Here is a 23616-nt window from a genome sequence, read left to right on the forward strand (position 1 = left end):
GCAGTCATTACCGGTGGAGCTACGGCGGATGATCGTGAACCGGCTCCGGGAAGAGAGCGCCTGGACGTCGCGGCCGCGCCATCCAGGTGAGGAGCGGCGGCACGAGATGATCCCGTGCCGCGCAGGCCGGTCAGACGCCGATTGCGCCGCCGTCGTTGCGCTGGATAACCACCGTGGAGGAACGTGGGCGCACGGTGGTGCCTGCCGGTGTTTCGTCCGTGGCGACGTCGGTGGACGGCCAGTTACCCGGGTGCTGAATGTTGACGAACATCGACTTGTTGTCCGGGCTGAAGGCGATTCCGGTCACTTCACAACCGTTGGGGCCGACGAAGAAGCGGCGTAGATCCACCTGGTTCTGCGCGTTGACGGGGATCTGCTGGCCGCTGGCGTCGACCAGGTTGGTGGGAATCACCGCCAGCATCTGGTCGTTGGTGTAGCTGGTCAAAGTCGATTCGCCGTTGTCGGTCTGGATCCACAGAATACCGCGACTGTCGAAGCTCATGCCGTCGGGGCTGGCGAACTGATTGAGTTCGGTCAGACCGGAGCGGTTGATGTCCGGAGCGCCTGCGGCGTTGGCGCCGAACACGAAGATATCCCAGGCAAAGCTGAGCTGATCGTCGCTGTCGTGCCAGCGGATCACGTGGCCATGGCGGTTCGGGCCACGGGGGTTGGCGGCGTCGACTCGTGCTGGAGTGCGCGCGCTGTTGTTGGTCAGGGTCAGGTAGACGTCGCCATTGAGCGGGTTGACGGCGGTCCACTCCGGGCGATCCATCGGCGTCGCGCCCACGGCATCGGCAGCGCCCCGGGTGTTGAGGATGATGCCCGGCAGGTCGGTGAACTTGGCGCCCAGGGTACTGTTATCGGTGGTGGGTGTGGAGGCGACCAGCGGAATCCACACGCCGGCGCCGTCGGCATCGAAGCGGGCGACGTACAGGGTGCCGCTGTCCATGTACTTGGCGCCGGTTGCCAGGCGGTCGCTTGGGTTGGCATCGGCAGCCTCCCACAGGGCGTCGGATACGTACTTGTACAGGTACTCGTTGTTCGAGTCGTCGCCGGTGTAGAACACCACCGGCTTGCCGACTACCGGCAGTGCCGGCCAGCAGCCTTCGTGGCGGATACGTCCCAGGGCGGTGCGTTTCACGGCACGCGTGCTGGCGTCGTATGGGTCGATCTCGACGATGTAACCATAGGTACTGGCCTCGTTGCGGTAGTCGTCGGTGGCTGCGGCACCGCTTGGGGTAATGTTGAAGCGAGTGAACTCGTCGTCCTGCTCTGACACGTCCCCGGCAGCGGTTTCCCAACGATAGCGGCCGCTGCTGGTGCCCACGCCGATGCGGGACTGATCGGCAGGGCGGGTGGCGGTGTTGATGAAGATCGACGGCCAGTTCTCCTCGCAGGTCAGGTAGGTGCCCCACGGGGTGTAACCGTTACCGCAGTTGTTGTTGGTACCGCGGGTTTGGGTACCGGTTGGAGAAAACTTGGTCTTGAGGTGGTCGGTGCCGGCCAGCGGGCCGGAAATGTCCATCACCGTGGCGGTGGTGAAACGACGGTTCAGGGGATCGTTATCGACCACCTGCCAGCGCCCATTGACCTTGCTGATGCGAATGACGCCAGCGCCGTGAGCGTTGATTTCCTTGCGTACCTCTTCGGCCGGTCGGTTGCCAGCGCTGGCGTTGGTCTGGCCATTCGGATGCAGGGCGTCTTCGTCGATGTATTCGTAGTTGATGGCCAGCAGGCCATCTTCGGAGCTGCCGTTGATGGGGAAAAAGTGCATGCCGTCATGGTGCATGCCGGCCGAATTCGCCTGATCGGTAGAGGTGTTGCTGCCATCGTCCTTCCACGGGTTAGCCAGGGAGTTGAACGGCGTTCCCCACGGGGCCAGCACATAGGCGCTGTAACCGGCGGCTACCACACAGGCGTCGGTGCGCGAGCCGGCGATGGACTGAAAACCCAGGGCCAGTTTCGGATCGGCCGGGGTTGGCGCCGGGTCGTCGTTGCTCGAGCTGCTGTCGAAACAGCCGGTGAGGCCGGTGCCCGCGATCATGGCGATGGCGGCGCCCAGGCCACCGCGCATTACGCTGCGGCGGCTCAGATAGGCATCCAGAACCGATGCCATGGGCAGGTTGCCGCTGCTATTGCGGTTCAAGTTATCGCCGGTATCTCGACTCATCAGGTCATGTCCTTTTTCTGGTGAAGCGGCTTCAGGAAACCGGGACTTTAGAGACCGTGTGTGATGATTTTTTGGCAGTTGTGTTAATGCCCGTTGAAGGGTTTGTGACGCTAGTCTTCTGATTTATCTGGGTTTTTGTTCGTTGATTTGCACCTTGGCTGTCGAATAACCGCCATTAAACTGTCACATAAGCTGCCCAGTATCCCGCTCCGACAACGCATAACGGCGAGGCGCGCAGGGCGATGACAGGCATCGGCAGACGGGAAGTGATGAGCTGGATGGGCGTCGGTGCCGTGGCGCCGATGCTCAGCGCCTGTTCGGGCTTCGCGACGTCGCGCCAGGGCGGGCAGTCGGAGCTGGAATTGCTCTATTTCGCCGATACCCTGGATGCCCGCCAGCCAGGTCAGCCGGTGGTGCCGGCCACGCGGCTGGGGCCTGTTTCGCACCTTGGGCGAGCGCCCTGGATCAGTGGCAGCAATGCCCACCAGGCGCGCAGCGAACTCAATCCGCTACTCGATGCGCGCCTGGCCGACGGCGCCAGCACCGGTGGTTACGCCGTGCTCGGCGCCATGCTCGGCGAACTGCGTCAGCGCCACGGCGCCGAGCGTTGCCTGACCCTGGAGAATGGCCAGGGGTGGAACGGCAGCGGGCTGGCCTATCTGACCCAGGGCGAGAGCGGCGCCCAGGGCAGCCACCTGTTGGGCAGCGATGTGCGGGTCAGCAGCGATGAGCGCGTGTTGTGGCCACAGCGCTGCAGTGGTCTCTACCGGCAGTTCGCACGGCCGGTGCTGGGCGCTGGCCTTGCCGAGGAGCAGGCACAGGCGCTGGGCACCGAGCCGTTCACCGTCATCCGGCGTGCCGGGGTGCGCGTTGCCGTGGTCGGCGTTACCGACCCCTATGCCGCGGACCAGAAGGCTTCCCTCAAACAGTGGTACCAGGCGCTGCTGCCGGCCTTCAAGGAGGCGCGTGACCAGGCCGATCTGGTCATCGCCCTGGCCGACGTGGGCACCGGGCCCGGACTGTGGCTGGCCGAACGGCTGAGCGATGCCGATCTGCTGTTGTGTGCCCGTGGGCAGGATTTCTGGCCGGCGCCGATCGAGGTGCTGCAGAGCAGTGGCCGGCGCGTACCGGTTGTACTCGGCGGCTGCCGGGCCAGCGGCGCCTTTCATATCGGCTGCCAGCGCCTGGCGGGGCAATGGACGTTCGTCGCGCGCTTTCACCCGGCATTCGAACGGTTGCTTTCCCCCGCAGGCCAGAGCCAGGCAGCACAGTTACGTGCGCAGCTGCAGGGCCAGCGTGCGCCGCATGCCGGCTGGCTCGATCAGCCGCTGGCCAAGGCGCCGCAGGCGCTGTGGCGCCGGGATACCCGCGGCGGCAGTTGGGATCGCCTGCTGCATCAGGCACTGTCCGACGATGGCCAGATGCCGGTGCTGCTGCCTGGCCTGCGTTATGACAGCCCTGTAGCCGCCGGGCAGGCGATCACCCGTGATCAGTTGATCAGCCTGACTGGCGGTTACCCCGCACCCATCGTGGAAGCGCCGATAAAACCCCTGGAAAGCGTGCTGGAAAATGCCGCCGATCAGCTGTTCGGTGATCCCCTGTTACTCGACAACAGCCAGGATCTGCCGCGTTGGCAGGGGCAGGCCTGGCAGGTCAACTACAGCCCGACCGGCAAGCGGGTATCCGGGCTGACGCCGCCCGAGGGCATGTGCCGCAGCCTGTCACTGGTCGCCGATGTCAACGCCAACGCAGGCGAACCCCTCTGGCAGCGCGTGGAAGCCTGGTTGGCCAAGCAGCCAGGCGGCTGGCAATTGCCTGCCCTGCATCTGCCCACCGTTCGTTACGTGCAGGGCCATCCCGGCTGGCACCCCAGAGGCGTCAGTTGATCAGCACGCCGCGAATGTGGAATGGCCTGTGGCTGACCCTCGCCGCGTGGCTCGCGGCGCAATGCGTGCTGCAGCTCAGCCGTGAACCACGACCGGCACGCGCGGCCGTCGCCGACGTGGTCGCGCCGCCCGGCCTGCTGGTCGGCCACTGGCAACTGAATGCCGACGGCGACGCACTGCCGTTGACGCGCCTGCCGGTCCAGTACCTGGGCGGGCTGCGCGCGCAGCCGCCGAGCGCCACCGTGGTGGTGCTGCGCTTCGGCGAGCGGGTACGCAGCTTCACCCGCGGGCAACGTCTCGCTCCCGGCATCGTGCTGCAGGACATCGACGAAGCGGGCCTGATTTTCGATAACCAGGGGCGGCTCGAGCGGCTGCCCTGGCCGCCACGGCCCGCCGTGACCGGTTTCAAACGGCAAGGATAAGAGATGATCGTTCGTTACTGCCTGGCCGCCGTGCTGGCGTTGGGTTCTGCCCGGACGCTGGGCGAAGAGGCGCTGGACCTGCCGGTCGCCGAGTCGCCGCTGTACGAAGTCAATTTCGTCGACACCGAGCTGAGCGAGTTCATCGACAGCGTGTCGCAGATCACCGGCACGACGTTCATCGTCGACCCTCGGGTCAAGGGCAAGGTCACCGTGCGTACGGTCGAGCGCCATGACAGCGAAGCGATCTACGACATCTTTCTCGCCCAGTTGCGGGCCCAGGGATTCGCCGCGGTCAACCTGCCCAACGGCAGCGTGAAGATCGTGCCCGACCAGGCCGCCCGTCTCGAGCCGGTACCCGTGGACCCTAGCGGCGGGCAGCAGGCCGGTGGCGACGGCATCGCCACCCGGGTTTTCAGCGTGCGCAATGCGGCCAGCGAGCAGCTGCTCGGCATCATCAAGCCGCTGATCGACCCGCGGGTGGGCGTCATCACGCCGTATCCCGCCGCCAACCTGCTGGTGGTCACCGACTGGCGCAGCAACCTGACACGCATCGATCGCCTGCTGGCCGAACTCGACCAGGTCAGTGACGAGCCGCTGCAGGTGATGCCCCTGCAGCATGCCAGCGCCGCCGACACCAGCGCGCTGATCACTCGCCTCCTGGCCAGCGAAAAGGGTGGCGACAGCGCCCAGGTGATCGCCGATCCGCGCAGCAATGCCTTGCTGGTACGCGGCAGCGCCGACAGCCGTGAGCGGGTGCGTGCGTTGCTCACCCAGCTGGATCGACCGGGCGGCGAGCTGCGCAGCTCCAATACCCAGGTGATCTACCTGCGCCATGCCAACGCCGGTGAGGTGGTCAAGGTGCTGCGTGGCCTGAGCCAGGAAGTACCCCAGGCGCCCGGTGAGGGCGCGGAGGGTGCCCAGGTCGCCCGCTTGCCGGTCAGCGATTCCGGGGTGCGCCTGGAGTACGAGGAGGGCACCAATGCGGTGGTGATGGTGGGGCCGGACAGCGAGCTGGCGGCCTATCGGTCCATCGTCGAGCAGTTGGACATCCGCCGTGCCCAGGTGGTGGTCGAGGCAATCATCGCCGAGGTCTCCGACTCCCGTGCCGAGGAGCTGGGTATACAGTGGCTGTTCGCCGACGAGAAACTAGGCGCCGGGGTGGTCAATTTCAGCGCCGGTGGCGCGAACATCGCAGGTATCGCCGGGGCGGCGGCCAGCGGAAACAGCGCCGCCCTCGGCGAACTGCTGTCCGGGGTCAACGGCGCGACTGCCGGCATCGGCCATTTCGGTGGCGGCTTCAATTTCGCCGTGCTGCTCAATGCGCTGAAGAGCGAGAGTGGCCTCAACCTGCTGTCCACCCCGACCCTGCTGACCCTGGACAACGCCGAGGCGTCGATTCTGGTCGGCCAGGAAGTGCCCTTCGTCACCGGCTCGGTGACCCAGAACAACAGCAACCCGTACCAGACCATCGAGCGCCGCGAGGTTGGCGTGAAGCTGCGCATCAAACCGCAGATCAATATCGACAACAGCGTGCGCCTGGACATCGTCCAGGAGGTGTCGTCGATCGCCGACTTCGCCTCGGCCAGCGATGTGATCACCAACAAGCGCGAGATCAAGACCAAGGTGATGGTCGAGGACAATGGCCTGATCATTCTTGGCGGGCTGATCAGCGACGAAGTCAGAGAACGGGATCAGAAGGTGCCGTTGCTCGGCGACATCCCCGGGCTCGGCCGGCTGTTTCGCTCCACCGGCAAGAGTGGCGTCAAGCAGAACCTGATGGTGTTCATCCGCCCGCGCATTCTGCGTGACGGGCCGAGCATCGCCAGTTTCAGTGCCGAGAAATACCAGAACCTGCAGCGCGAGACGGCGCTCAAGCTGCCCGCTCAGGAGAGTGATGCCGGGCTGCAGCAATTGTTTCCGGCCAGCCGCGCACGTTTCGACCGAGGCACCTGGTAATGGCCCTGATGCCCTATCGTCTGGCTCGTCAGACCGGCCTGGCCTGGGTGCCCGGGGAGGGCAGCTGGAGCCTGTGGCTGTGTGACGACGCCGACACCGACCAGTTGCAGGAGCTGCTGCGCGTCGAGGGTGCGCCAGGCTCCGTGTCTCGCTTGCCGCGTGCCGAGTTCGAGCAACGCCTGGGCCAGCTCTACCAGGCCGGCGAGGGTGCCAATGCGGCGCTGATCGAGGGAATCGGCGAGCAGGTCGATCTCGACAGCCTGATGAACGACATGCCACGCATCGAGGATCTGCTCGAAAGCGATGACGAAGCACCGGTGATCCGCCTGATCAACGGCCTGTTCGCCCAGGCCCTGCAGCTGCAGGCCTCGGATATCCATATCGAGACCTTCGAGCAGAGCCTGGTGGTACGCCTGCGCATCGACGGCCACCTGCGTGAAGTGTTGCGCCCGCCGCGGGCGCTGTCGGCCATGCTGGTGTCGCGGATCAAGGTCATGGCGCGGCTGGACATCGCCGAAAAACGCCAGCCTCAGGATGGCCGTATCACCCTGCGGGCCGCTGGCCGTGAGGTCGATGTGCGGGTTTCCACCCTGCCAGGCATCCATGGCGAGCGGGTGGTGATGCGTGTGCTGGACAAGCAGGCCAGCCTGCTGGCGCTGCCCAACCTGGGCATGCCGGCTGCGGTGGAGCAGGGCCTGCGCGCCTGCCTGGGCCGCCCCAACGGCATCGTGCTGAGCACCGGGCCGACCGGCTCGGGCAAGACCACCACCCTGTATGCCAGCCTCAACAGCCTCAACGACGGCAGCCGCAACATCCTCACCGTCGAAGACCCAGTGGAATACGCCATCACCGGTATCGGCCAGACCGCCATCAACCCGCGTGCCGGGCTGACCTTCGCCAGTGGCCTGAGGGCGATCCTGCGCCAAGACCCGGACGTGATCATGCTTGGCGAAATCCGTGATCGGGAAACCGCGCAGATCGCCGTGCAGGCCAGCCTTACCGGGCACCTGGTGCTGTCTACGCTGCATACCAACAGCGCCGTGGGCGCGGTGACCCGGCTGCGCGACATGGGCATCGAGCCGTTCCTGATCGCCTCCTGCCTGCGCGGTGTGCTCGCCCAGCGCCTGGTGCGCCGCCTGTGCAGTTGCGCCGAGCGACGCCCCCTGCAGGTCGCCGAGCGACAGCTGATGCCGGAGCTGGCCGGCCTCGACCACAGCTTTCATCCGGTGGGCTGCGAGCTATGCCAGGGCAGCGGTTATCAGGGCCGGCTGGGGCTGTACGAATTCATCGAGCTGGACGACGGGCTGATCGCATTGCTGTACAACGGCGCCAGCGAGGTGAGCATGCAGGCTTACCTCGAAGGCCGTCGGCAGAGCCTGGCGGCCATGGCCTGCGATTGCCTGGCACGCGGCGATACCAGCCTCGCCGAAGTGCTGCGCGCGGTGCAGGGCTGAGCATGCCGACCTATCGCTACCAGGCCGTCGACCTGGCCGGCAAACAGCACAAGGCCAGCCTGCAGGCGGACAGCGATCGCCATGCCCGGCAGTTGCTGCGCGAGCGCGGACTGTTCGCCCGCGAGCTGCACCGCCATGATCCGCAAACCCGCCAGCCACGCCGCCAGCGGGTCAGCCGCGCGCAACTGTGCGAGCTGACCCGGCAACTGGCGACGCTCACCGCTGCCGGCATTCCGTTGGTCGACGCACTGGGCACCCTGGAGCGGCAACTGGTTCAGCCCGCCCTGCGCAACCTGCTGGTGGCGGTGCGCGGCTCCCTCGCCGAAGGCGTCGGCCTGGCCCGCAGCCTGGCGCGCCAGGGCGGGGTGTTCTCGACGCTGTACTGTGCGCTGGTCGAAGCCGGTGAGCGCTCCGGTCGCCTGGCCCAGGTGCTCGAACGCCTGGCCGAGCACCTCGAACAGGTGCAGCGCCAGCAGCACAAGGCGCGCACCGCGCTGATCTATCCCGCCGTGCTGATGGGCGTTTCCCTGGCCGTGGTGATCGGCCTGATGACCTTCGTGGTGCCCAAGCTCATCGAGCAGTTCGCCCACGCCGGGCAGAGCCTGCCGTGGATCACCACGCTGCTGATCGGCCTCAGCAACACGCTGGTGCTGCTCGGCCCCTGGCTGCTGGGCGCGGCGCTGCTGGCACTGGCGATCGGCAAGCTGCTGTTGCGCAAGCCGCACTGGTGTTTGCGCCGTGACGATCTGCTGCTGCGCCTGCCCCAGGTCGGCGTGCTCCTGCAGGTGCTGGAGAGCGCCCGGCTGTCGCGCAGCCTGGCGATCCTGGTGGGCAGCGGCGTGCCATTGCTCGAAGCGCTGCAGGTGGCCACTGCCACGGTCGACAATCGGCGCATCCGCCTGGCCCTGGAGCGGGTCAGCAGCGAGGTGATGGGCGGCGTCAGCCTGCACCGCGCCCTGGAGGCCAGCGGCCATTTCCCGCCGTTGCTGCTGAACATGGTCGCCAGTGGCGAGGCCAGCGGCACCCTGCCGGACATGCTCGAACGTGTTGCCGACAACCAGGAGCGCGGCTTCGCCCGCCAGGTGGACACCGCCATGGCGCTATTCGAACCCCTGATGATTCTGGTGATGGGCGGCGTCGTGCTGTTCATCGTAATGGCCGTGCTGCTGCCGATCATGCAGCTCAATCAGGGCCTGACACTTTAGAAAGGAGCGCCATCATGCGCCGCAATCGTTTCGCTCAACGGGGCTTCACCCTGATGGAAATCATGGTGGTGATCTTCATCATGGGGCTGCTGATCGCCGTGGTCGCGCCCAGCATCCTGGGCAGCCAGGACAAGGCCATGACGCAGAAGGTGATGGCCGATCTGTCGACCTTCGAGCAGGCTCTGGACATGTACCGCCTCGACAACCTGCGCTTTCCCAGCAACGAGCAGGGGCTGGCTGCGCTGGTGAGCAAACCCACCGTCGAGCCGCTACCGCGGGCCTGGCGCGCCGACGGCTATATCCGCCGCCTGCCCGAGGACCCCTGGGGCAACCCTTACCAGTACCGCAGCCCGGGCGAGCATGGCCGGGTGGACATCTATTCCCTGGGCGCCGATGGCATCGAGGGCGGGGAAGGGTTGGATGCCGACCTGGGCAATTGGGCGCTGTGAGCGACTGCTTATGACCTTTGGCCAGAACGCGGTGGTGGTCAACCAATGTAGGGTGGACGACGCTTCACCCATCCACCGTTTCACTGTCGCCATGGTGGATGAACAGAGCGTCATCCACCCTACGCCTGCGCAGCGTGGGTTCAGTCTGCTGGAGCTATTGGTGGTGCTGGCCATCGCCGGTTTGCTGACCAGCCTCAGCGTGGCCTGGCTCGATAGCGGCCAGGCGCCGGCGCAGCAAGCCCTCGAGCGCCTGGCCGCCGCCAGCCGCGCCCAGGCGGGCGTGGCGCTGCATGCGGGGCAGATCCATGGCCTGCGTTGGAATGGCCAGCGCCCGGAGTTCGTGCGCCAGGTGCGCGGTGAGGACGGCCTGCGCTGGCAGGTCGAAACGGTCGCGCTGGGCGAGTGGCCGGCGACGCTCAGACCCGACTGGCCGGCGGCCAGTGAGCCGCGTCTGGTGTTCACCCCAAATGGCGTCGGTGGCCCGCGGGGCCTGCGCTGGCAGTGGCCCGATGGCGGCGAGCAATGGCAGTGGGACAGTGCCGGGCGCTTGCAGCGGATCTCTCTGCCATGAGGCACCAGCGCGGTTTCACCTTGCTGGAGGTGACCGTCGCCCTGGCTATCGCCGCCACGCTGGCGGTCATGACCAGCCAGGTACTACGTCAGCGCCTGGCCGTTCAGCAAAGCGTTCAGCAGCATCAACTCGGCGCGTTGTGTGCCCGCGAGCTGGAAGCACGCTTCGCGGTCGAGCAGCTCTGGCCGGCGCAGAACAGCCTCGCCGGGATTCTCGTCCAGGGCCCCGGTAACTGCCATTGGCAATTGCAGATGAAAGGCACTGGCGTACGCGGCCTGCGCCGCGCCGAGCTGAGCCTGTTCGCCGATAGCGATCGTCGTGAGTCGTTGGGGCTGTATCAGCTGTTTCTGGTGCACCCGTGAGGGGCGGGCAGCGCGGTTTGACTCTGATGGAGCTGCTGGTCGCCCTGGCACTGACGGCGTTGTTGGGCGTGCTGCTGGCAGCACTGATCAACGGCTGGATCAACGTGCGCGAGCGCCTGTCGCAAGGCTCGCCAGGTATGCCGGTACTGGATTTGTGCCTGGCGCTGGAGCGCCGCTTCGATACCACCGTGCTGCGTCAGCTTCATGAGCAGCGTTTGCCACTGGCCCTGAACTGGCTGGACTGGCGAGCGAACGAGCTGCAGCTGCAGTGGGTGGCCCTGGGCGCCTGGCCGAGCGCGGAAGGCGGGAGCCGGTTGCAGCGCCAGCGTCTGGGTTACGACCGCCGCAGCCAGCGCCTGCTGCTGCACACCTCCAGTGACCTGTACGCCGCCGCCGCACCGATCTGGACCCTGCGCGAGCAGCTGGATCGAGTGGAGTCGGTGAGTTTCAGCTTTCGCCAGGACAGCCGCTGGCTGGCCTGGCCCTCGACGGACAGGCTACGCCCCGACAGGGGCGTGCGCCTGACGTTTCAGCGCGATGGAGCACCTTATGTCTGTACGTTCGCCCTGCCGTGGGGCCGCTCATGAACCTTGAGCGCTGGCGTCGTCGCACAGCGCGGCCCTGGCTGCTGGTGCGCCCGGGCACCCATGGCGAGGCCTGGCAGTGGGCACGGGTCGAGCAGGGACGTGTGCGGGCGTCAGGGTTTGCAATGCCGCCAGCGATACCGGGCGCACGGGTGGCGCTGGTGTTGCCGGGCGAGGCGTGCAGCCACTTCCAGGTTCCGGCGCCGCCGGGCCTCAAACGGCACGAATGGCCGCTGCTACTCGAAGACCGCCTGCTGCAGGGTGCTCAGGATGTGACCTGTGGCTGCCTGGCCCGTGAGCCCGGCGCCATGCGACTGGTCTGCGTGGAGCAAGCGCTGCTCGATGGCTGGCTGGCGCAATGCGCCGAGTGGCAACTCGATGTGCAGCGTTGCTGGGCGCAGTTCCAGCTGTTGCCGATGCCATCTCCGGGCTCGGCGTGGTGCTGGAGACAGAGTGAGCGATTGAGCCTGTTCGTCGGTAGCGACAGCGAAGCACGCCAGCACTGGCTGGCCTGGCCGCTCGAGCCTCAGGCGGCGACGCCAGCTGGGGTTTGGGCCGATCTGGATACGCAGTCAGTCGTGGGCGAGTGGCCCGAGGTTTTCGCGGCGCTGGATGGCATGCCCAGCCTGTTCGAACGGCGCCGGCCAATACGCCAGCGCCGCCAGCTCGGCCCAGGTGCGTGGCGTCTGCCGGCCGCGTGTCTGGCACTGGCTGTGCTTTGGGCAGGCCTGTGGTGTAACCAGCAATGGCGGCAGCAGGCTATGTATCGGGCGCAGGTCGAGGACGTGGTTGGGTCGGTTGCCTCGCTGCGCGAAGCAATGCAGCGGCTCAAACAGCAGCGCTTGGGGGCGCAAGAGCGCCAGCTTCGCCTGCGACAACTGGAGCACCTGCAGAGTGAGTTCGATGGCTGGTTGCGCACCAACGTGAGCTGGCAACTCAGTGCTGCCGAGTTCGATGGGCAGCGCTGGACACTGCGGCTGCAAGGTCACGAAACCATCGACGAAGCACCCTGGCAGGCAATGGCCCGCGCCCTTGGCGTAGCGGTGCAGGTGACCCAGGCCGGTGACCAACTCAATCTGACTTTCGATCTGGGAGCCGCGTCATGAACCTGGGTTTCGAGCGCCGCAACGTGCACCTGTTGGCAGCGGCAGTCATCATCGTATTGCTCGCGCTACTGGCCTGGCGAGAAGGTCAACAGCGCTGGCAGGTATTCCGCCAATGGCAGGCACTGGCGCAGTCGGCCCTGACCATGCGCGCCGAACGGACACTGACCACCGATGAGCTGCATCAGGCCGCCAAGGCCCGTGACATCAGCATCGAGTCGCTGGAAGTCGGCAACCAGCAATGGTTGGTGCGTGGTCGAGTGAAGGATGAACGCGTGCTCGGTGACTGGCTGCAGCAGCTGGAGCGAGAGGGTGCGCGACCCTTGCGGTGGGGGCTGCGGCGTGGTGATTCGGCGCTGCAGTTCGACCTGGCGCTGCAGCGATGACGCGCCGTGGAGGCTTGTGGGCGTTACTGGTATTTACCGTGACGCTGCTGGTCGAATTGCCCGCCCGTTGGTTGATGGCGCCGCTGCCTGTGCCGTTGGCAGGCATCAGCGGCAGCATCTGGCAGGGCGAGGCCGAGCGCCTCGGTGATCTCGGCCCGCTGCACTGGCGTTGGCAACCCTGGCGCCTCAATGCACAGGCGAGTGCCGGTTATCAGGGGCAGCGCTGGCAGCTGCAGGTCTCCGGCTGGCCGTGGGCCTGGCATGCCTCGCTACGCCCCGTCAGCGACCCGCATACGCTGGAGACCGGTTACCGCCTGGCAGGGCAATGGCAGGGGCATATCGAGTTAGAGGGCCGCGGCGCGCGTTGCCTGTCAGCCAACGGAAATCTGCAGGGAGATGATCTGGCTCTGCTTGCGCCCTGGCAGCTGGAGTTGGGGCAGGCACGTCTGGCGCTCGACTGCAGCAGCGGCTGGAAACTGGCGGGGCAGTTGAGTTTGCCGGGGCAGCATCAGGCCGACCTGGCCGCCGATCTGCTTGCCCGGCAGGCGCGGCTGACGGGGCGGGTCGAGCCTGGCGCGGCGCTGCAGCCGGTACTGATCAGCGCGCAATGGCTGGCGCCGGGCGGTAGCGAGGTGTCGCGCAGGATCCGCTGGTAAGCGCCGCGTCTCAGGGGCGGATTTCGATCAGCGTGCCATCCTTCACCAGCGCCCAGACTTCGCGCATGTCGGCGTTCTTCATGGCGATGCAGCCTTCGGTCCAGTCGAGGGTGTGGAAAAACCACTCGGGGTATTCGTCGTCCAGCGGCGTGCCGTGGATCATGATCATGCTGCCCGGCTTCACCCCTGCGGCCTTGGCCTGCGCCTGGTCACGGGCGTTGGGGTAGGAGATGTGCATGGACAGGTTGTACTTCTCGCTCTTGCGGCGCCAGTCGATCCAGTAGAAGCCTTCCGGCGTGCGCAAATCACCTTCGCGCAACTTGGCGCCGACCGGCTGCTTGCCCAGGGAAATTCGATAAGACTTAAGCGTTTTGCCCTGGCTGATCAGTTGCAGCCGGCGCTGGGCTTTCTCCACCAACACCTTGTCGACGGTGGCCACAGGAGACGCGGGCGCAGCGGCTGCATGCCCGGCCAGAGCCAATAAGAAGAGCGTGAAGGCGAGCAACCAGCGCATGGAAGTTTTCGACTGAGCAGATGGCCGGCGGGCGGCGGGGGCTCATTCTAAGGCAGTGCTGGGGAGGCGCCTAGGTGCATTGCCATTGGCGACCTGAGGGGATCGCTCGCCTGCGCCGGATTGACACCGGCGGTTGCACTCAGCTCCTGCAACAGCCGTGACGCCCGGAGTTTAGGTTGACCCGACAAGTTGCTTGATAATCAATCCACTGGCGCTGGCGCCATGTTGCCAATGGATGCCAGCAGCCATCGATTGTTGAGCCAGCTCGCTTGCCGCGGCCTTTCCAAATCTACGGCCTGTCTGTTTCGCAGGAGTACCGCTCGATCGTCGCGCTTCATACAGGCAGAACCATTGATGGTTTCGGCCACTACACTGGCATCGCCGTCCTCTACGATCCCACTGAAAGTTCGATCCGGTGCCAACCAAGCGCCCACTATAGCGAGCCGACATTACGGCATACCAAGCTGTGGCAATGGGCTGAATGCCTTGCTCGACCGAGGCTGCAGGTATACGGCGCTTGCTCCCACGCATCGAGAACAGCCGCTTTACGGGGTGAATGGTAGCTGCCTGGGGCGCCGTGAAATGAAACGCCTCTTGCCCAGGCGCGTATCACATAAGCTCTGTCGAGCGCTCTGACAAGCGGTTCGGCATCTCGAGCTTCTGGCATCGACACCTTCGCCGTCGTGCAGGGTGGCGATGCTGTCCTGGCAAAGTGTTGGAAATCGAAAGCCCCTCGGCAAAAGCAATCGGTCGTGCAGCTATGAGAATCTGAATGTGGCGTAATGACATTACATATGATTATGAGAATTGTTATCATTGATGGTCCTGCAAGCAGGTAATGCTCTCCGGTTACCCAAGGGGATGGGTAGGGAGCTAGCAAACCACCACACACACTTAGGAGTTCATCCATGTTTTGCCCAGCCTATTCACGCCTGGCCAGTGCTCTATCGCTGTGCCTTTGTACCTACGCTGTCGCTGCGCCCGTGAATGTCGATCTATCGGCCCAACCACTCTCCAGCGCCTTGAATCAGTTGGAGGCGGTCAGTGGATTGCGTGTAGCCTTCGACCCGCAAATCGTTTCAGGTAAGCAGGCACCTGCCGTGCGCGGCAACCTGGAGCCTGCACAGGCGCTGCGCCAGCTGTTGGTTGGCAGCGGCTTGGTCGCTACCGTGAGTGGTGACACCGCCCAGCTTCATACGGACGCGAGCGGCGAGGGGGCTGTACTGCTCGACGGTCTCAACATCAGCGCACAGAGGCGCCTGATGGGGGCAGCGACCACCGAGGGTACGCAGTCTTACACCACGGGCTCGATGAGTACCGCAACCAAATTACCGCTCTCTATCCGTGAAACCCCCCAATCAGTCAGTGTGTTCACTCGCCGACGCATAGAGGATCAAGGCATCAATGATCTGGAGGATCTGGTGCGCGCTGCTCCAGGGCTTACCCTCAACAAATTCGGCTCTGACCGCCATAGTTTTCAGGCGCGCGGCTTCAACATCGACAACATCATGTATGACGGGCTGCCTACCACTACCAGTACTTTCACGCAGGACACCATTGCCTCGGCTGACATGGCCATCTTCGACCGCATCGAAGTCGTACGCGGTGCCACCGGCCTGATGACCGGTGCGGGCAGCCCGTCGGCAACCATTAACCTGGTACGTAAGCGGCCTACTGATGCGCCTTACCTGAGCATCAGCGGCAGCGCCGGTAGCTGGGACCGCTACCGAACTGAGGTCGACGGTTCCAATAAGCTGAACGACTCGGGCACCCTGCGCGGCCGTTTCGTAGGGGCCTACGAAGACAACAAGAGTTTTACCGATGTGCGTAAGGTTCAGCGTCAGACCTTTTACGGCATTCTGGAAGCTGATTTGAACGATGCGACCACTTGGAGCATCGGTGCCAGCTATCAGCGTGAAGACAAGAGATCTGACTGGGGCGCCCTACCAAGTGGTCCCAATGGCGAGAAGCTTGGTCTGTCACGTTCCGCTTTCCTGGCCAACGACTGGTCACGTTGGGATCAGGAGCACTACACCCTGTTCTCCGATATCACCCACCAAATGGACAACGGTTGGGTTGCCAAGTTGTCGGGTACCAAAACGTGGTCGGAGGCTGATACCTTTTCCAGCTACCCACAGTGGCGTGGCTCCGATGTCATTCAGTCGAGCGGGCAGTACTTTAATAAGGATAAACAAAATAATCTGGATGCATCGCTTTCAGGCCCATTCCAGCTTTTTGGGCAAGAACATAATGCGTTTCTGGGCGCCAGCCGCCGCCAGGAAAAATTCGATCAGGTCGGTGGTTGGTGGCCAAGTGATGAGCGCATCAATATTTATAATTTCTATCACAATGTTCCAAAACCATCGACCCCCCGTAATCCCTATGCATCACGCTACACAAAGACCGAAGAAGCCGTTTATGGTGGTGTACGCCTTAACCCCATCGAGCCGCTGCACGTAATTCTTGGCGGGCGTGCCAGTTGGTACGAATACGAGAGCCGTTCCGGCGGTAGAGACTACAAAGTCGTTCGTGAAGTGACGCCCTATGCTGGCGTCGTGTACGACCTTGATGACACTTACTCGGTATACGCGAGCTATACCGAAATCTTCCAGCCTCAAAATGCAAGAGATACTTCCGATTCGGTGCTAGACCCGATGACCGGAAAAAGCTATGAGATCGGCCTGAAGGGTGAGTATTTCGAGGGCGGGTTGAATGCCTCCGTTGCACTGTTCGATATGACTCAGCATGGGCGGGCCTACGCGCTGAATCCTCAGCCGCAAAGTTGCAGGGATAGAAACATTACATGCTCTGCTGCTGCTGGCGAAGTGCGCAGCCAAGGTATCGATGCCGAGCTGAGTGGAGCATTGACAGCCAATTGGCAGCTCTCGGCTTCTTACGTTTACCTCTATAGCAAGTACACCAAGGATGCCCGCAATAAAGGCAAGTTGTTTGCTCCGGAACAGCCCAAGCATCTGATCAAGGTGGCGACCAGTTATGACCTGAGTGGTGAGTTGAGCGGGTGGCGTGTGGGTGCCGACATCGTCACGCAGAGCGACACCTATCGGCGCGTAGGTACTGGACATTCCGAGCAGGATGCTTACTCGGTAGTGGGGTTGATGGCCGGCTACCGATTCAGCGAAAACTGGGATGGCCGCGTCAATTTCAATAACGTCTTTGATAAAAAATACTGGGATGGTCTTCCTGGCAGTGGCGGTGGCGGTGTGTATGGCGATCCGCGCAACCTGATGTTCTCGTTGAAGTGGACACTCTAAACGCTCACCGATCACGTTTTTGACTCGTAACAGAAACGCCCCGGCTTCGGCCGGGGCGTTTCTGTATTGGTCACTCAATTTGTAGCCTGCGGTTGAGCGAAGCGATACCCAGGACGATGCGTTCCGGCTACCGCTCAACCGCAGTCATCGACCATCAGTACAACGACGGCAGCTCGTTGGGCCGCAGGTCGAACACCAGCACTTCGGCCTGATGGCCATTGCTCAGGTGCAGGTCGCGGGCATCGCGTACTCGCACACCGTCACCGGCCTGCAGCTGCTCGCCGTTGAGCTGGACGCTGCCGCGGGCCACATGAACGTAGGCGTAGCGGTCATCGCCGAGTTGCAGGTGCGCCTGCTCGTCACCGTCGAACAAACCGGCGTAGACGCGGGCGTTCTGGCGCACGGTCAGCGAGCCATCTGCGCCATCGGGCGAGATGATCAGATGCAGGCGGCCGCGTTTCTGCGCTTCGCGGAAGTGCTCCTGCTGGTAGCGCGGTTCGGCCTGGCGTTCGCCCGGCACGATCCATATCTGCAGGAAGTGCACCGGCTCGCTGCGCGAGTGGTTGAACTCGCTATGCGACACGCCGGTACCGGCGCTCATCAGTTGCACGTCGCCAGTGCGGATCACCGAGCCGGTGCCCAGGCTGTCCTTGTGCTCCAGTGCGCCTTGCAGCACATAGGAAAAGATCTCCATGTTGCGGTGCGGGTGCTCGCCGAAACCCTGGCCGGCGGCCACGGTATCGTCGTTGATCACCAGCAGGTCGGAGAAGCCGCGCTCTTTCGGGTTGTTGTAGCTGGCGAACGAAAAGGTGTGGAAGGAATTGAGCCAGCCATGATTGGCGTGGCCACGATCGGTCGATTTCCGGATAGCCAGCATGATGAATCCTCCAGGTGGTGGCGCTGCCTCTATCGGCGGCATGGAAGGAATGTTACTGACTATCTTCGGATTGATTAACCGGCTGAAAATGGAATTATTGTCCGTTTCAGGTTGACAGTTTCAGGCGCTGAGGTGCTCGATCTGCTGCTTGATGAAATCCGAGAACACCTGCACCGCACGGGCCGACTGGCGATGTTGCGGATACACCGCATACACCGCCGCCGACGCCGGCCAGTGCTGTTCGAGTATCGGCACCAGCGCACCGCTCGCCAGGGCCTGGCCGACGATGAAGGTGGGCAGGTAGGCGATGCCCATGCCGGCGATGGCCGCATCGCGAATCAGCTCGCCGTTGTTGGCACGCAGCTGGCCGCGCATGCCCAGGTTCCTCGGCTTGCCGGCCTCGCGCAGGCGCCACTCCACGTGGCGGCTGTGCCCGTAGAGCAGGCACGCGTGCTGCTGCAAGGCGTCGAGGTCGGCCGGTGTGCCATGTTGCTGGAGGTAAACGGGGCTGGCGCAGAGGATGGTCTGCATGTCGGTCAGGCGCTTGGCGATCAGGCTCGAGTCTTCCAGGGTGCCGATGCGGATCGACATGTCGTAGCCGTCGGCGAGCAGGTCGACGGCGCGGTCGTTGAGGTCGATCTCCAGGTTGATGTGCGGGTGCTGCTGCATGAACAGCGGCAGCACGTGGCTCAGGTGCAGGGTGGCGAAGGTCATCGGTGCGCTGACCCGCAGGGTACCGCGCAGAGACGCGCCCTGGGCCGACACCAGCTCCTGGGCATCGCGCAGGTCGGCGAGAATGGTGGTGGCCTTGTCGTATAGCAGCAGGCCCAGCTCGGTGGCCTGCAGACGGCGCGTGGTGCGGTTGAGCAGGCGCACGCCTAGCAGTGCCTCCAGGGCGGCGACGCGACGGCTGACGTACTGTTTGGTCACCCCGAGGGTATCGGCGGCGGCGGTAAAGCTGCCGGCGTCCAGGGTGGTGACGAACAGGCGCAGGTCTTCGACGTTCATGGGCATTCTCGTTGGCAGGGCGGCGATTATTACCGGGTGCGTGGGCTTCACGCCATCGGCTATCCTCGGCGTCTGCCTCAACTGCCCAGGACGCGTCGATGTTCACCAGCAAGTTGCCCGCTGTCGGCACCACCATCTTCACCACCATGTCCCAGCTCGCGGCCCAGACGGGCGCCATCAACCTGTCCCAGGGCTTCCCGGACTTCGACGGCCCCGAAGCGCTGCGCGAGGCACTGGCCCGGCATGTGGCGGCGGGGCACAACCAGTACGCAGCGATGACCGGGGTGCCGGCACTGCGCGAGCAGATCGCCCTGAAGATCGAGCGGCTGTACGGGCGCAACGTCAGTGCGGACAGCGAGGTGACCGTCACGCCGGGCGCCACCCAGGCGATCTTCTGCGCGATCCAGGCGCTGATCCATCCCGGCGACGAGGCCATCGTCTTCGACCCCTGTTACGACAGCTACGACCCGAGTGTGACCCTGGCCGGTGGGCGCTGTATCCACGTGCCGCTGGCGCAGGGGAGCTTTGCCATCGACTGGCAACGCCTGGAGGCAGCGCTGAGCCCGCGTACCCGGCTGATCATCCTCAACACGCCGCACAACCCCAGCGGCGCGCTGATAGGCCGCGACGAGCTGGACCGCCTGGCCGCGCTGATCCGCGCTCGCGACATCCATATCGTCAGCGACGAAGTCTACGAGCACCTGGTGTTCGACGGCCGCCAGCACGCCAGCATATTGGCTCACGACGAGCTGTACGCACGGGCCTTGGTGGTCAGCTCGTTCGGCAAGACCTACCACGTGACCGGCTGGAAGACCGGCTACGTGGTGGCGCCGCCCGCGCTGAGCGCCGAGCTGCGCAAGGTTCACCAGTACGTGAGCTTCTGTGGGGTGACGCCATTGCAGCACGCGCTGGCCGATTTCATGGCCGCCTGCCCCGAGCATGTGAGCGAGCTGCCGGCGTTCTACCAGGCCAAGCGCGATCTGTTCTGCGACCTGCTGGCCGGTTCGCGTTTCACCTTCACGCGTACGCCGGGCACCTATTTCCAGCTGGCCGATTATGCGGCGATCCGTCCGGATCTGGACGACGTGGCCGTGGCCCAGTGGCTGACCCGCGAGCATGGCGTGGCGGCGATTCCGGTCTCGGTGTTCAGCGAGCGGCCCGACCCGGCGCAGCGCCTGGTGCGCTTCTGCTTCGCCAAGCGCGAGGACACCCTGCGCCAGGCCGCGGAAAGACTGCGCGCCATCTAGCACCTTGTAGGGCGGACAACCGCGAAGCGTTGTCCACCGCCTGGTATGCGATATCACGGGAGCGACATCGATGAGCAAACAAGACCACCTCGAACTGGCGCTGATCCAGAGCGACCTCGCCTGGCACGATCCTGCGGCCAATCGCGCGCATTTCGAAAAGCAGCTGCAGCAGGCCGTGGACGCCGATCTGATAATCCTGCCGGAGATGTTCAGCACCGGTTTTTCCATGCAGTCCGCCGATCTGGCCGAGTTGGAAGATGGGCCGACCAGCCGCTGGCTCTGCGAGCAGGCGCAGCGCTCCGATGCGGTGATCACCGGCAGCCTGATCATCCAGGCCGCCGACGGCAGCTACCGCAACCGGCTGCTGTGGGCGCGGCCGGATGGTTCGCTGGCCCACTACGACAAGCGCCACCTGTTTCGCATGGCCGGCGAACACCAGCACTACGCTGCCGGCGAGCGTCAGGCGCTGTTCGAGGTCAAGGGGTGGCGCGTGCGCCCGTTGATCTGCTACGACCTGCGTTTTCCAGTATGGAGCCGCGATGCCGAAGGCACCGACCTGCTGCTCTATACCGCCAACTGGCCGGCAGCGCGGCGCCTGCACTGGAACCGCCTGTTGCCGGCGCGGGCCATCGAAAACCTCTGCTACGTGGCCGCGGTCAATCGCATCGGTGTGGACGGCAAGGGTCATCCCTACAGCGGCGATTCCCAGGTGCTGGATTTCCAGGGCGACAGCCTGCTCGATGCCAGCGATAGGGCCGGCGTATTTCAACAGCGCCTCGACGGCTTGGCCCTGGCCGCCTACCGCGAGCGCTTCCCAGCGCATCAGGATGCTGATCCGTTCGAATTTCGCTGAACATTTTCCCCCGGATAGCCTTGGTGGGCGCCTCCGTATCAGCAGAGCATCGCAGCAGCAATTTTTTGAACGTTAGCCATTACACCAGCTAATCACGCAAAAAAAGTGCGCAAGAAGTTGCGCAGTGGTGCGCAACTTCTTGCGCAGTTCTACGACAGCCTTATTTCTTCTGCGGATTGTTTGGTTATCAACAGTTTTATCCACAAGAAAAGTGCGCAACTTTCTGCGCATGTAGGTAACTGTCGAAGTGGCTCAAAGTGATGGCCAATTAGAATCATCTCGATTGGGATCTCATTGCCGGGCTTACTGTGACGCGGTCTTTACCGGGTTTGCGAGCTGCTTCTCCGTTTCGGCAAATTCCAAGCGCCATGATTGTGCCACGCTTGCCAATCAGTGGTCTGATCCCTAGGATTTCAGCGCCTGAGGGTTGTGGACTCAACCGAATCAGCAGTGTCGCGAGCGACGTTTTAGTCGATGCGACTTTCAGGACTACATGGACGTTACCTAGTAAAGGACGAGGATGTCTTATTCAAGTAAGCTTTCAGCTCATTATCTAGAGCTAGCTAAAACTCCTATTTCCGACGTGCTTTTCGCTGGCGAAGATGTTCGCTTTTCCAGCGAGTATGAGGCGCTGGAAAGTGAGTTGGCGAAAGCATCCTCAATGCACGAAAACGGCCAAATCGATTGGTTGAAGATTCGTGAAAATAGCGAGAGCCTATTGCGCACACAGTCCAAGGATCTGCGCGTAAGTGCGTGGCTGACCTGGGCGTTGTATCAGCGCGAGTCGTTTCAGGGGCTGCTCGCCGGCTTAGGTCTGCTTCGCCACTTATGCGAGCACCATTGGCCCGACGTACACCCGGCAAAGGCGCGAACGCGCGCCGCTGCCATCAGCTGGTTGCTCTCGCGTATCGAGCAAGTGCTCACCGAAAATGTCGCGATCAAAGAGCAGTTGCCCCTGTTTCGACGCATGGTGGAGCACCTGGAGGCGCTCGACGCCGTTTGCACCGAGCACTTGGGCAGTGACGCACCGCTGCTGTTGCCCATTTCACGCCGCCTGAGTGGCATGGTGCAGCGCGCGGCCAACAACCAGCCCGAGCCTGGCGTGGTGAGTGCGACCGTCGCGCAGGTCAAACAGGCGGCGACTCAGCTCTTCACGCCAGGCGCGCCTATCGATAACGAGAAAGAGGCGCAGAAGGCACTGCGTGCCCAGCAGGAGAACTCGCGTCCGTTATGTGCCTGGTGGCTCAAGCAGAAGGCTACCGACTTACGGGCTCTGCGCCTGAACCGGACGCTGCTGTGGCTTGGAGTAGACATTCTGCCCGAGCGCAATGGCGAACAAATCACGGCGTTGCGAGGGCTGCCAGCCGATAAGCTCAAGGCTTATCAGGAACGTCTGGACCAAGGCAAGTATGCGGATCTGCTGGTCGAACTCGAGGCCAGTCTGGCCAAGGCGCCGTTCTGGTTTGACGGGCAGCGAATGGTCTGGGAATGCCTGCAAGGGCTGGATGCCGAGATGGCCATGCGCGAAGTCGAGATTCACTTTGCCCTGCTGATCCAGCGTCTGCCCGGCATCATCGAGTTGCGTTTCCACGACGGTGAGCCATTTGCCGATCCAGCTACTCGCGCCTGGATCGTCGCCAATGTGATGCCGCATCTGCAAAGCCCCAGTGCACCGCGCAAGATCGAAACCGACGTTGAAAGCCAGCCCGCCTGGGAAAAAGCACTGGACGAAGTCGTTCCGATCTTGCGGCGCGACGGGTTGAAGTCTGCCGTGCAGATACTCAAGCAAGGTTTGCAGAACGCCCATGGTGGGCGCGTCCGTTTTTTCTGGCAATTCACCATGGCGCGACTGTGTTTCATGGCCAAGAAGTATGAGTTGGCCAAGACCCAGCTCGAGGCGCTTGACCAGGCACTGCAAGCTTCCGGATTGCACGACTGGGAGCCCGATCTTTCGCTGCAAGTACTGAATTTGCTGCACAACTGCTGTGAGCTTTTACCGCAGAACCATGCAGTGCGTGAACGTAAGGAAGAGATTTATCGCAGGCTGTGCCACCTCGACCTCGAAGTGGTACTCGATTAGGCCTCCGGGCCACAACCGCAAGGAGAAAAGCCATGGCCAAAGAAGGCTCGGTAGCCCCAAAGGAACGCATCAACGTCACCTTCAAACCCGCCATCGGTGGCACTCAAGAGGAAATTGAGCTGCCGCTGAAGTTGTTGGCGATCGGTGATTACACCCACCGTAAAGACGAGCGCAAGATCGAAGATCGTAAGCCGATCAGCATCGACAAGATGACCTTCGATGAGGTTCTTTCCAAGCAGGAACTGGGCCTTACCCTGAGCGTGCCCAATCGCCTTCAAGAAGACGGTGAAACTGACGAGCTGGCCGTACAACTGCGCATCAACTCGATGAAGGACTTCAACCCGGCCAGCCTGGTCGAGCAAGTGCCTGAGCTGAAAAAACTGATGGAGCTGCGTGATGCACTGGTGGCCCTCAAGGGCCCGCTGGGTAACGCACCGGCGTTCCGCAAAGCCATCGAAGGCGTTCTCGCTGACGATGAATCCCGTGACCGCGTACTGGGTGAGCTGGGCTTGAGCGCCACAGCACCGAACGCCTGAGCCCCTATCAGTCAAGGAAGCCAAC

21 protein-coding genes are annotated in these 23616 nt (G+C 63.6%); 17 read left to right on the forward strand and 4 right to left on the reverse strand.

The window, feature by feature from the left end; all coding sequences use genetic code 11:
* Positions 1 to 130: 130 nt before the first annotated feature.
* Positions 131 to 2170: a PhoX family phosphatase gene (locus BVH03_RS12005; RefSeq protein WP_075961379.1), complete on the reverse strand. Its 2040-nt coding sequence runs from the start codon at positions 2168 to 2170 to the stop codon at positions 131 to 133.
* 242 nt (positions 2171 to 2412) lie between these two features.
* Here BVH03_RS12005 and BVH03_RS12010 point away from each other — a divergent pair, with 242 nt between their 5' ends.
* The 12 genes from BVH03_RS12010 to gspN all read left to right on the forward strand — a co-directional run bounded on the left by BVH03_RS12010 (position 2413) and on the right by gspN (position 13204).
* Positions 2413 to 4056, forward strand: a complete 1644-nt coding sequence (locus BVH03_RS12010; RefSeq protein ID WP_075961380.1) for a lipoprotein UxpA — start codon at positions 2413 to 2415, stop codon at positions 4054 to 4056.
* A gap of 14 nt (positions 4057 to 4070) precedes the next feature.
* Positions 4071 to 4478, forward strand: coding sequence for a pilus assembly protein PilZ (locus BVH03_RS12015; protein WP_075961381.1), 408 nt, complete (start codon positions 4071 to 4073; stop codon positions 4476 to 4478).
* Positions 4479 to 4481: 3 nt separating this feature from the next.
* Entirely contained in the window at positions 4482 to 6434 is a 1953-nt protein-coding gene (gene gspD, locus BVH03_RS12020) for a type II secretion system secretin GspD (RefSeq protein WP_083640044.1), read from the forward strand.
* 5 nt (positions 6435 to 6439) lie between these two features.
* Entirely contained in the window at positions 6440 to 7888 is a 1449-nt protein-coding gene (locus BVH03_RS12025; RefSeq protein WP_083640052.1) for a GspE/PulE family protein, read from the forward strand.
* 2 nt (positions 7889 to 7890) lie between these two features.
* Complete coding sequence (gene gspF, locus BVH03_RS12030) at positions 7891 to 9093, forward strand: type II secretion system inner membrane protein GspF (protein WP_075961383.1); 1203 nt, start codon at positions 7891 to 7893, stop codon at positions 9091 to 9093.
* Between the two features lie 14 nt (positions 9094 to 9107).
* On the forward strand, positions 9108 to 9542 hold the full coding sequence (gene gspG, locus BVH03_RS12035) for a type II secretion system major pseudopilin GspG (protein ID WP_075961384.1): 435 nt from the start codon (positions 9108 to 9110) through the stop codon (positions 9540 to 9542).
* 91 nt (positions 9543 to 9633) lie between these two features.
* Positions 9634 to 10113, forward strand: coding sequence for a type II secretion system minor pseudopilin GspH (gene gspH, locus BVH03_RS12040; protein WP_075961479.1), 480 nt, complete (start codon positions 9634 to 9636; stop codon positions 10111 to 10113).
* The gene (locus tag BVH03_RS12045) at positions 10110 to 10475 is read left to right on the forward strand and encodes a type II secretion system protein (RefSeq protein ID WP_075961385.1); all 366 of its coding nucleotides are present in this window, start codon (positions 10110 to 10112) and stop codon (positions 10473 to 10475) included. The genes gspH and BVH03_RS12045 overlap by 4 nt, the downstream gene beginning before the upstream one ends.
* Complete coding sequence (locus BVH03_RS12050; RefSeq protein ID WP_075961386.1) at positions 10472 to 11062, forward strand: prepilin-type N-terminal cleavage/methylation domain-containing protein; 591 nt, start codon at positions 10472 to 10474, stop codon at positions 11060 to 11062. Before BVH03_RS12045 ends, BVH03_RS12050 begins: the two co-directional genes overlap by 4 nt.
* Positions 11059 to 12165 (forward strand): GspL/Epsl periplasmic domain-containing protein, encoded by a 1107-nt coding sequence (locus BVH03_RS12055; RefSeq protein ID WP_075961480.1) that lies wholly within the window; start codon positions 11059 to 11061, stop codon positions 12163 to 12165. The genes BVH03_RS12050 and BVH03_RS12055 overlap by 4 nt, the downstream gene beginning before the upstream one ends.
* Positions 12162 to 12548, forward strand: a complete 387-nt coding sequence (gene gspM, locus BVH03_RS12060) for a type II secretion system protein GspM (RefSeq protein WP_075961387.1) — start codon at positions 12162 to 12164, stop codon at positions 12546 to 12548. The genes BVH03_RS12055 and gspM overlap by 4 nt, the downstream gene beginning before the upstream one ends.
* Positions 12545 to 13204, forward strand: coding sequence for a type II secretion system protein N (gene gspN, locus BVH03_RS12065; RefSeq protein ID WP_075961388.1), 660 nt, complete (start codon positions 12545 to 12547; stop codon positions 13202 to 13204). The genes gspM and gspN overlap by 4 nt, the downstream gene beginning before the upstream one ends.
* A 10-nt stretch (positions 13205 to 13214) precedes the next feature.
* Here gspN and BVH03_RS12070 read toward each other — a convergent pair whose 3' ends face one another.
* Positions 13215 to 13718: a murein L,D-transpeptidase family protein gene (locus tag BVH03_RS12070; protein ID WP_075961389.1), complete on the reverse strand. Its 504-nt coding sequence runs from the start codon at positions 13716 to 13718 to the stop codon at positions 13215 to 13217.
* A gap of 908 nt (positions 13719 to 14626) precedes the next feature.
* Here BVH03_RS12070 and BVH03_RS12075 point away from each other — a divergent pair.
* The gene (locus tag BVH03_RS12075) at positions 14627 to 16990 is read left to right on the forward strand and encodes a TonB-dependent siderophore receptor (RefSeq protein WP_075961390.1); all 2364 of its coding nucleotides are present in this window, start codon (positions 14627 to 14629) and stop codon (positions 16988 to 16990) included.
* Positions 16991 to 17144: 154 nt separating this feature from the next.
* Here BVH03_RS12075 and BVH03_RS12080 read toward each other — a convergent pair whose 3' ends face one another.
* Together BVH03_RS12080 and BVH03_RS12085 are read right to left on the reverse strand one after the other, a co-directional pair.
* A complete protein-coding gene (locus tag BVH03_RS12080) occupies positions 17145 to 17867 on the reverse strand; it encodes a pirin family protein (protein WP_075961391.1) in 723 nt (240 codons plus the stop codon).
* Positions 17868 to 17987: 120 nt separating this feature from the next.
* Positions 17988 to 18875, reverse strand: a complete 888-nt coding sequence (locus BVH03_RS12085; RefSeq protein WP_075961392.1) for a LysR family transcriptional regulator — start codon at positions 18873 to 18875, stop codon at positions 17988 to 17990.
* A gap of 98 nt (positions 18876 to 18973) precedes the next feature.
* Between BVH03_RS12085 and BVH03_RS12090 the strand changes: the two genes are divergently transcribed.
* The 4 genes from BVH03_RS12090 to tssB all read left to right on the forward strand — a co-directional run bounded on the left by BVH03_RS12090 (position 18974) and on the right by tssB (position 23591).
* Positions 18974 to 20122, forward strand: coding sequence for a pyridoxal phosphate-dependent aminotransferase (locus BVH03_RS12090; RefSeq protein WP_075961393.1), 1149 nt, complete (start codon positions 18974 to 18976; stop codon positions 20120 to 20122).
* Positions 20123 to 20192: 70 nt separating this feature from the next.
* Positions 20193 to 20975: an amidohydrolase gene (locus tag BVH03_RS12095; RefSeq protein ID WP_075961394.1), complete on the forward strand. Its 783-nt coding sequence runs from the start codon at positions 20193 to 20195 to the stop codon at positions 20973 to 20975.
* 520 nt (positions 20976 to 21495) lie between these two features.
* Positions 21496 to 23055 (forward strand): type VI secretion system protein TssA, encoded by a 1560-nt coding sequence (gene tssA / locus BVH03_RS12100; protein WP_075961395.1) that lies wholly within the window; start codon positions 21496 to 21498, stop codon positions 23053 to 23055.
* A 32-nt stretch (positions 23056 to 23087) separates the two neighbouring features.
* Positions 23088 to 23591, forward strand: a complete 504-nt coding sequence (tssB, locus tag BVH03_RS12105) for a type VI secretion system contractile sheath small subunit (protein ID WP_075961396.1) — start codon at positions 23088 to 23090, stop codon at positions 23589 to 23591.
* Positions 23592 to 23616 lie beyond the last annotated feature (25 nt).

The organism is Pseudomonas sp. PA15(2017) (assembly GCF_001945395.1).
In the GTDB taxonomy this organism is placed as follows: domain Bacteria; phylum Pseudomonadota; class Gammaproteobacteria; order Pseudomonadales; family Pseudomonadaceae; genus Aquipseudomonas.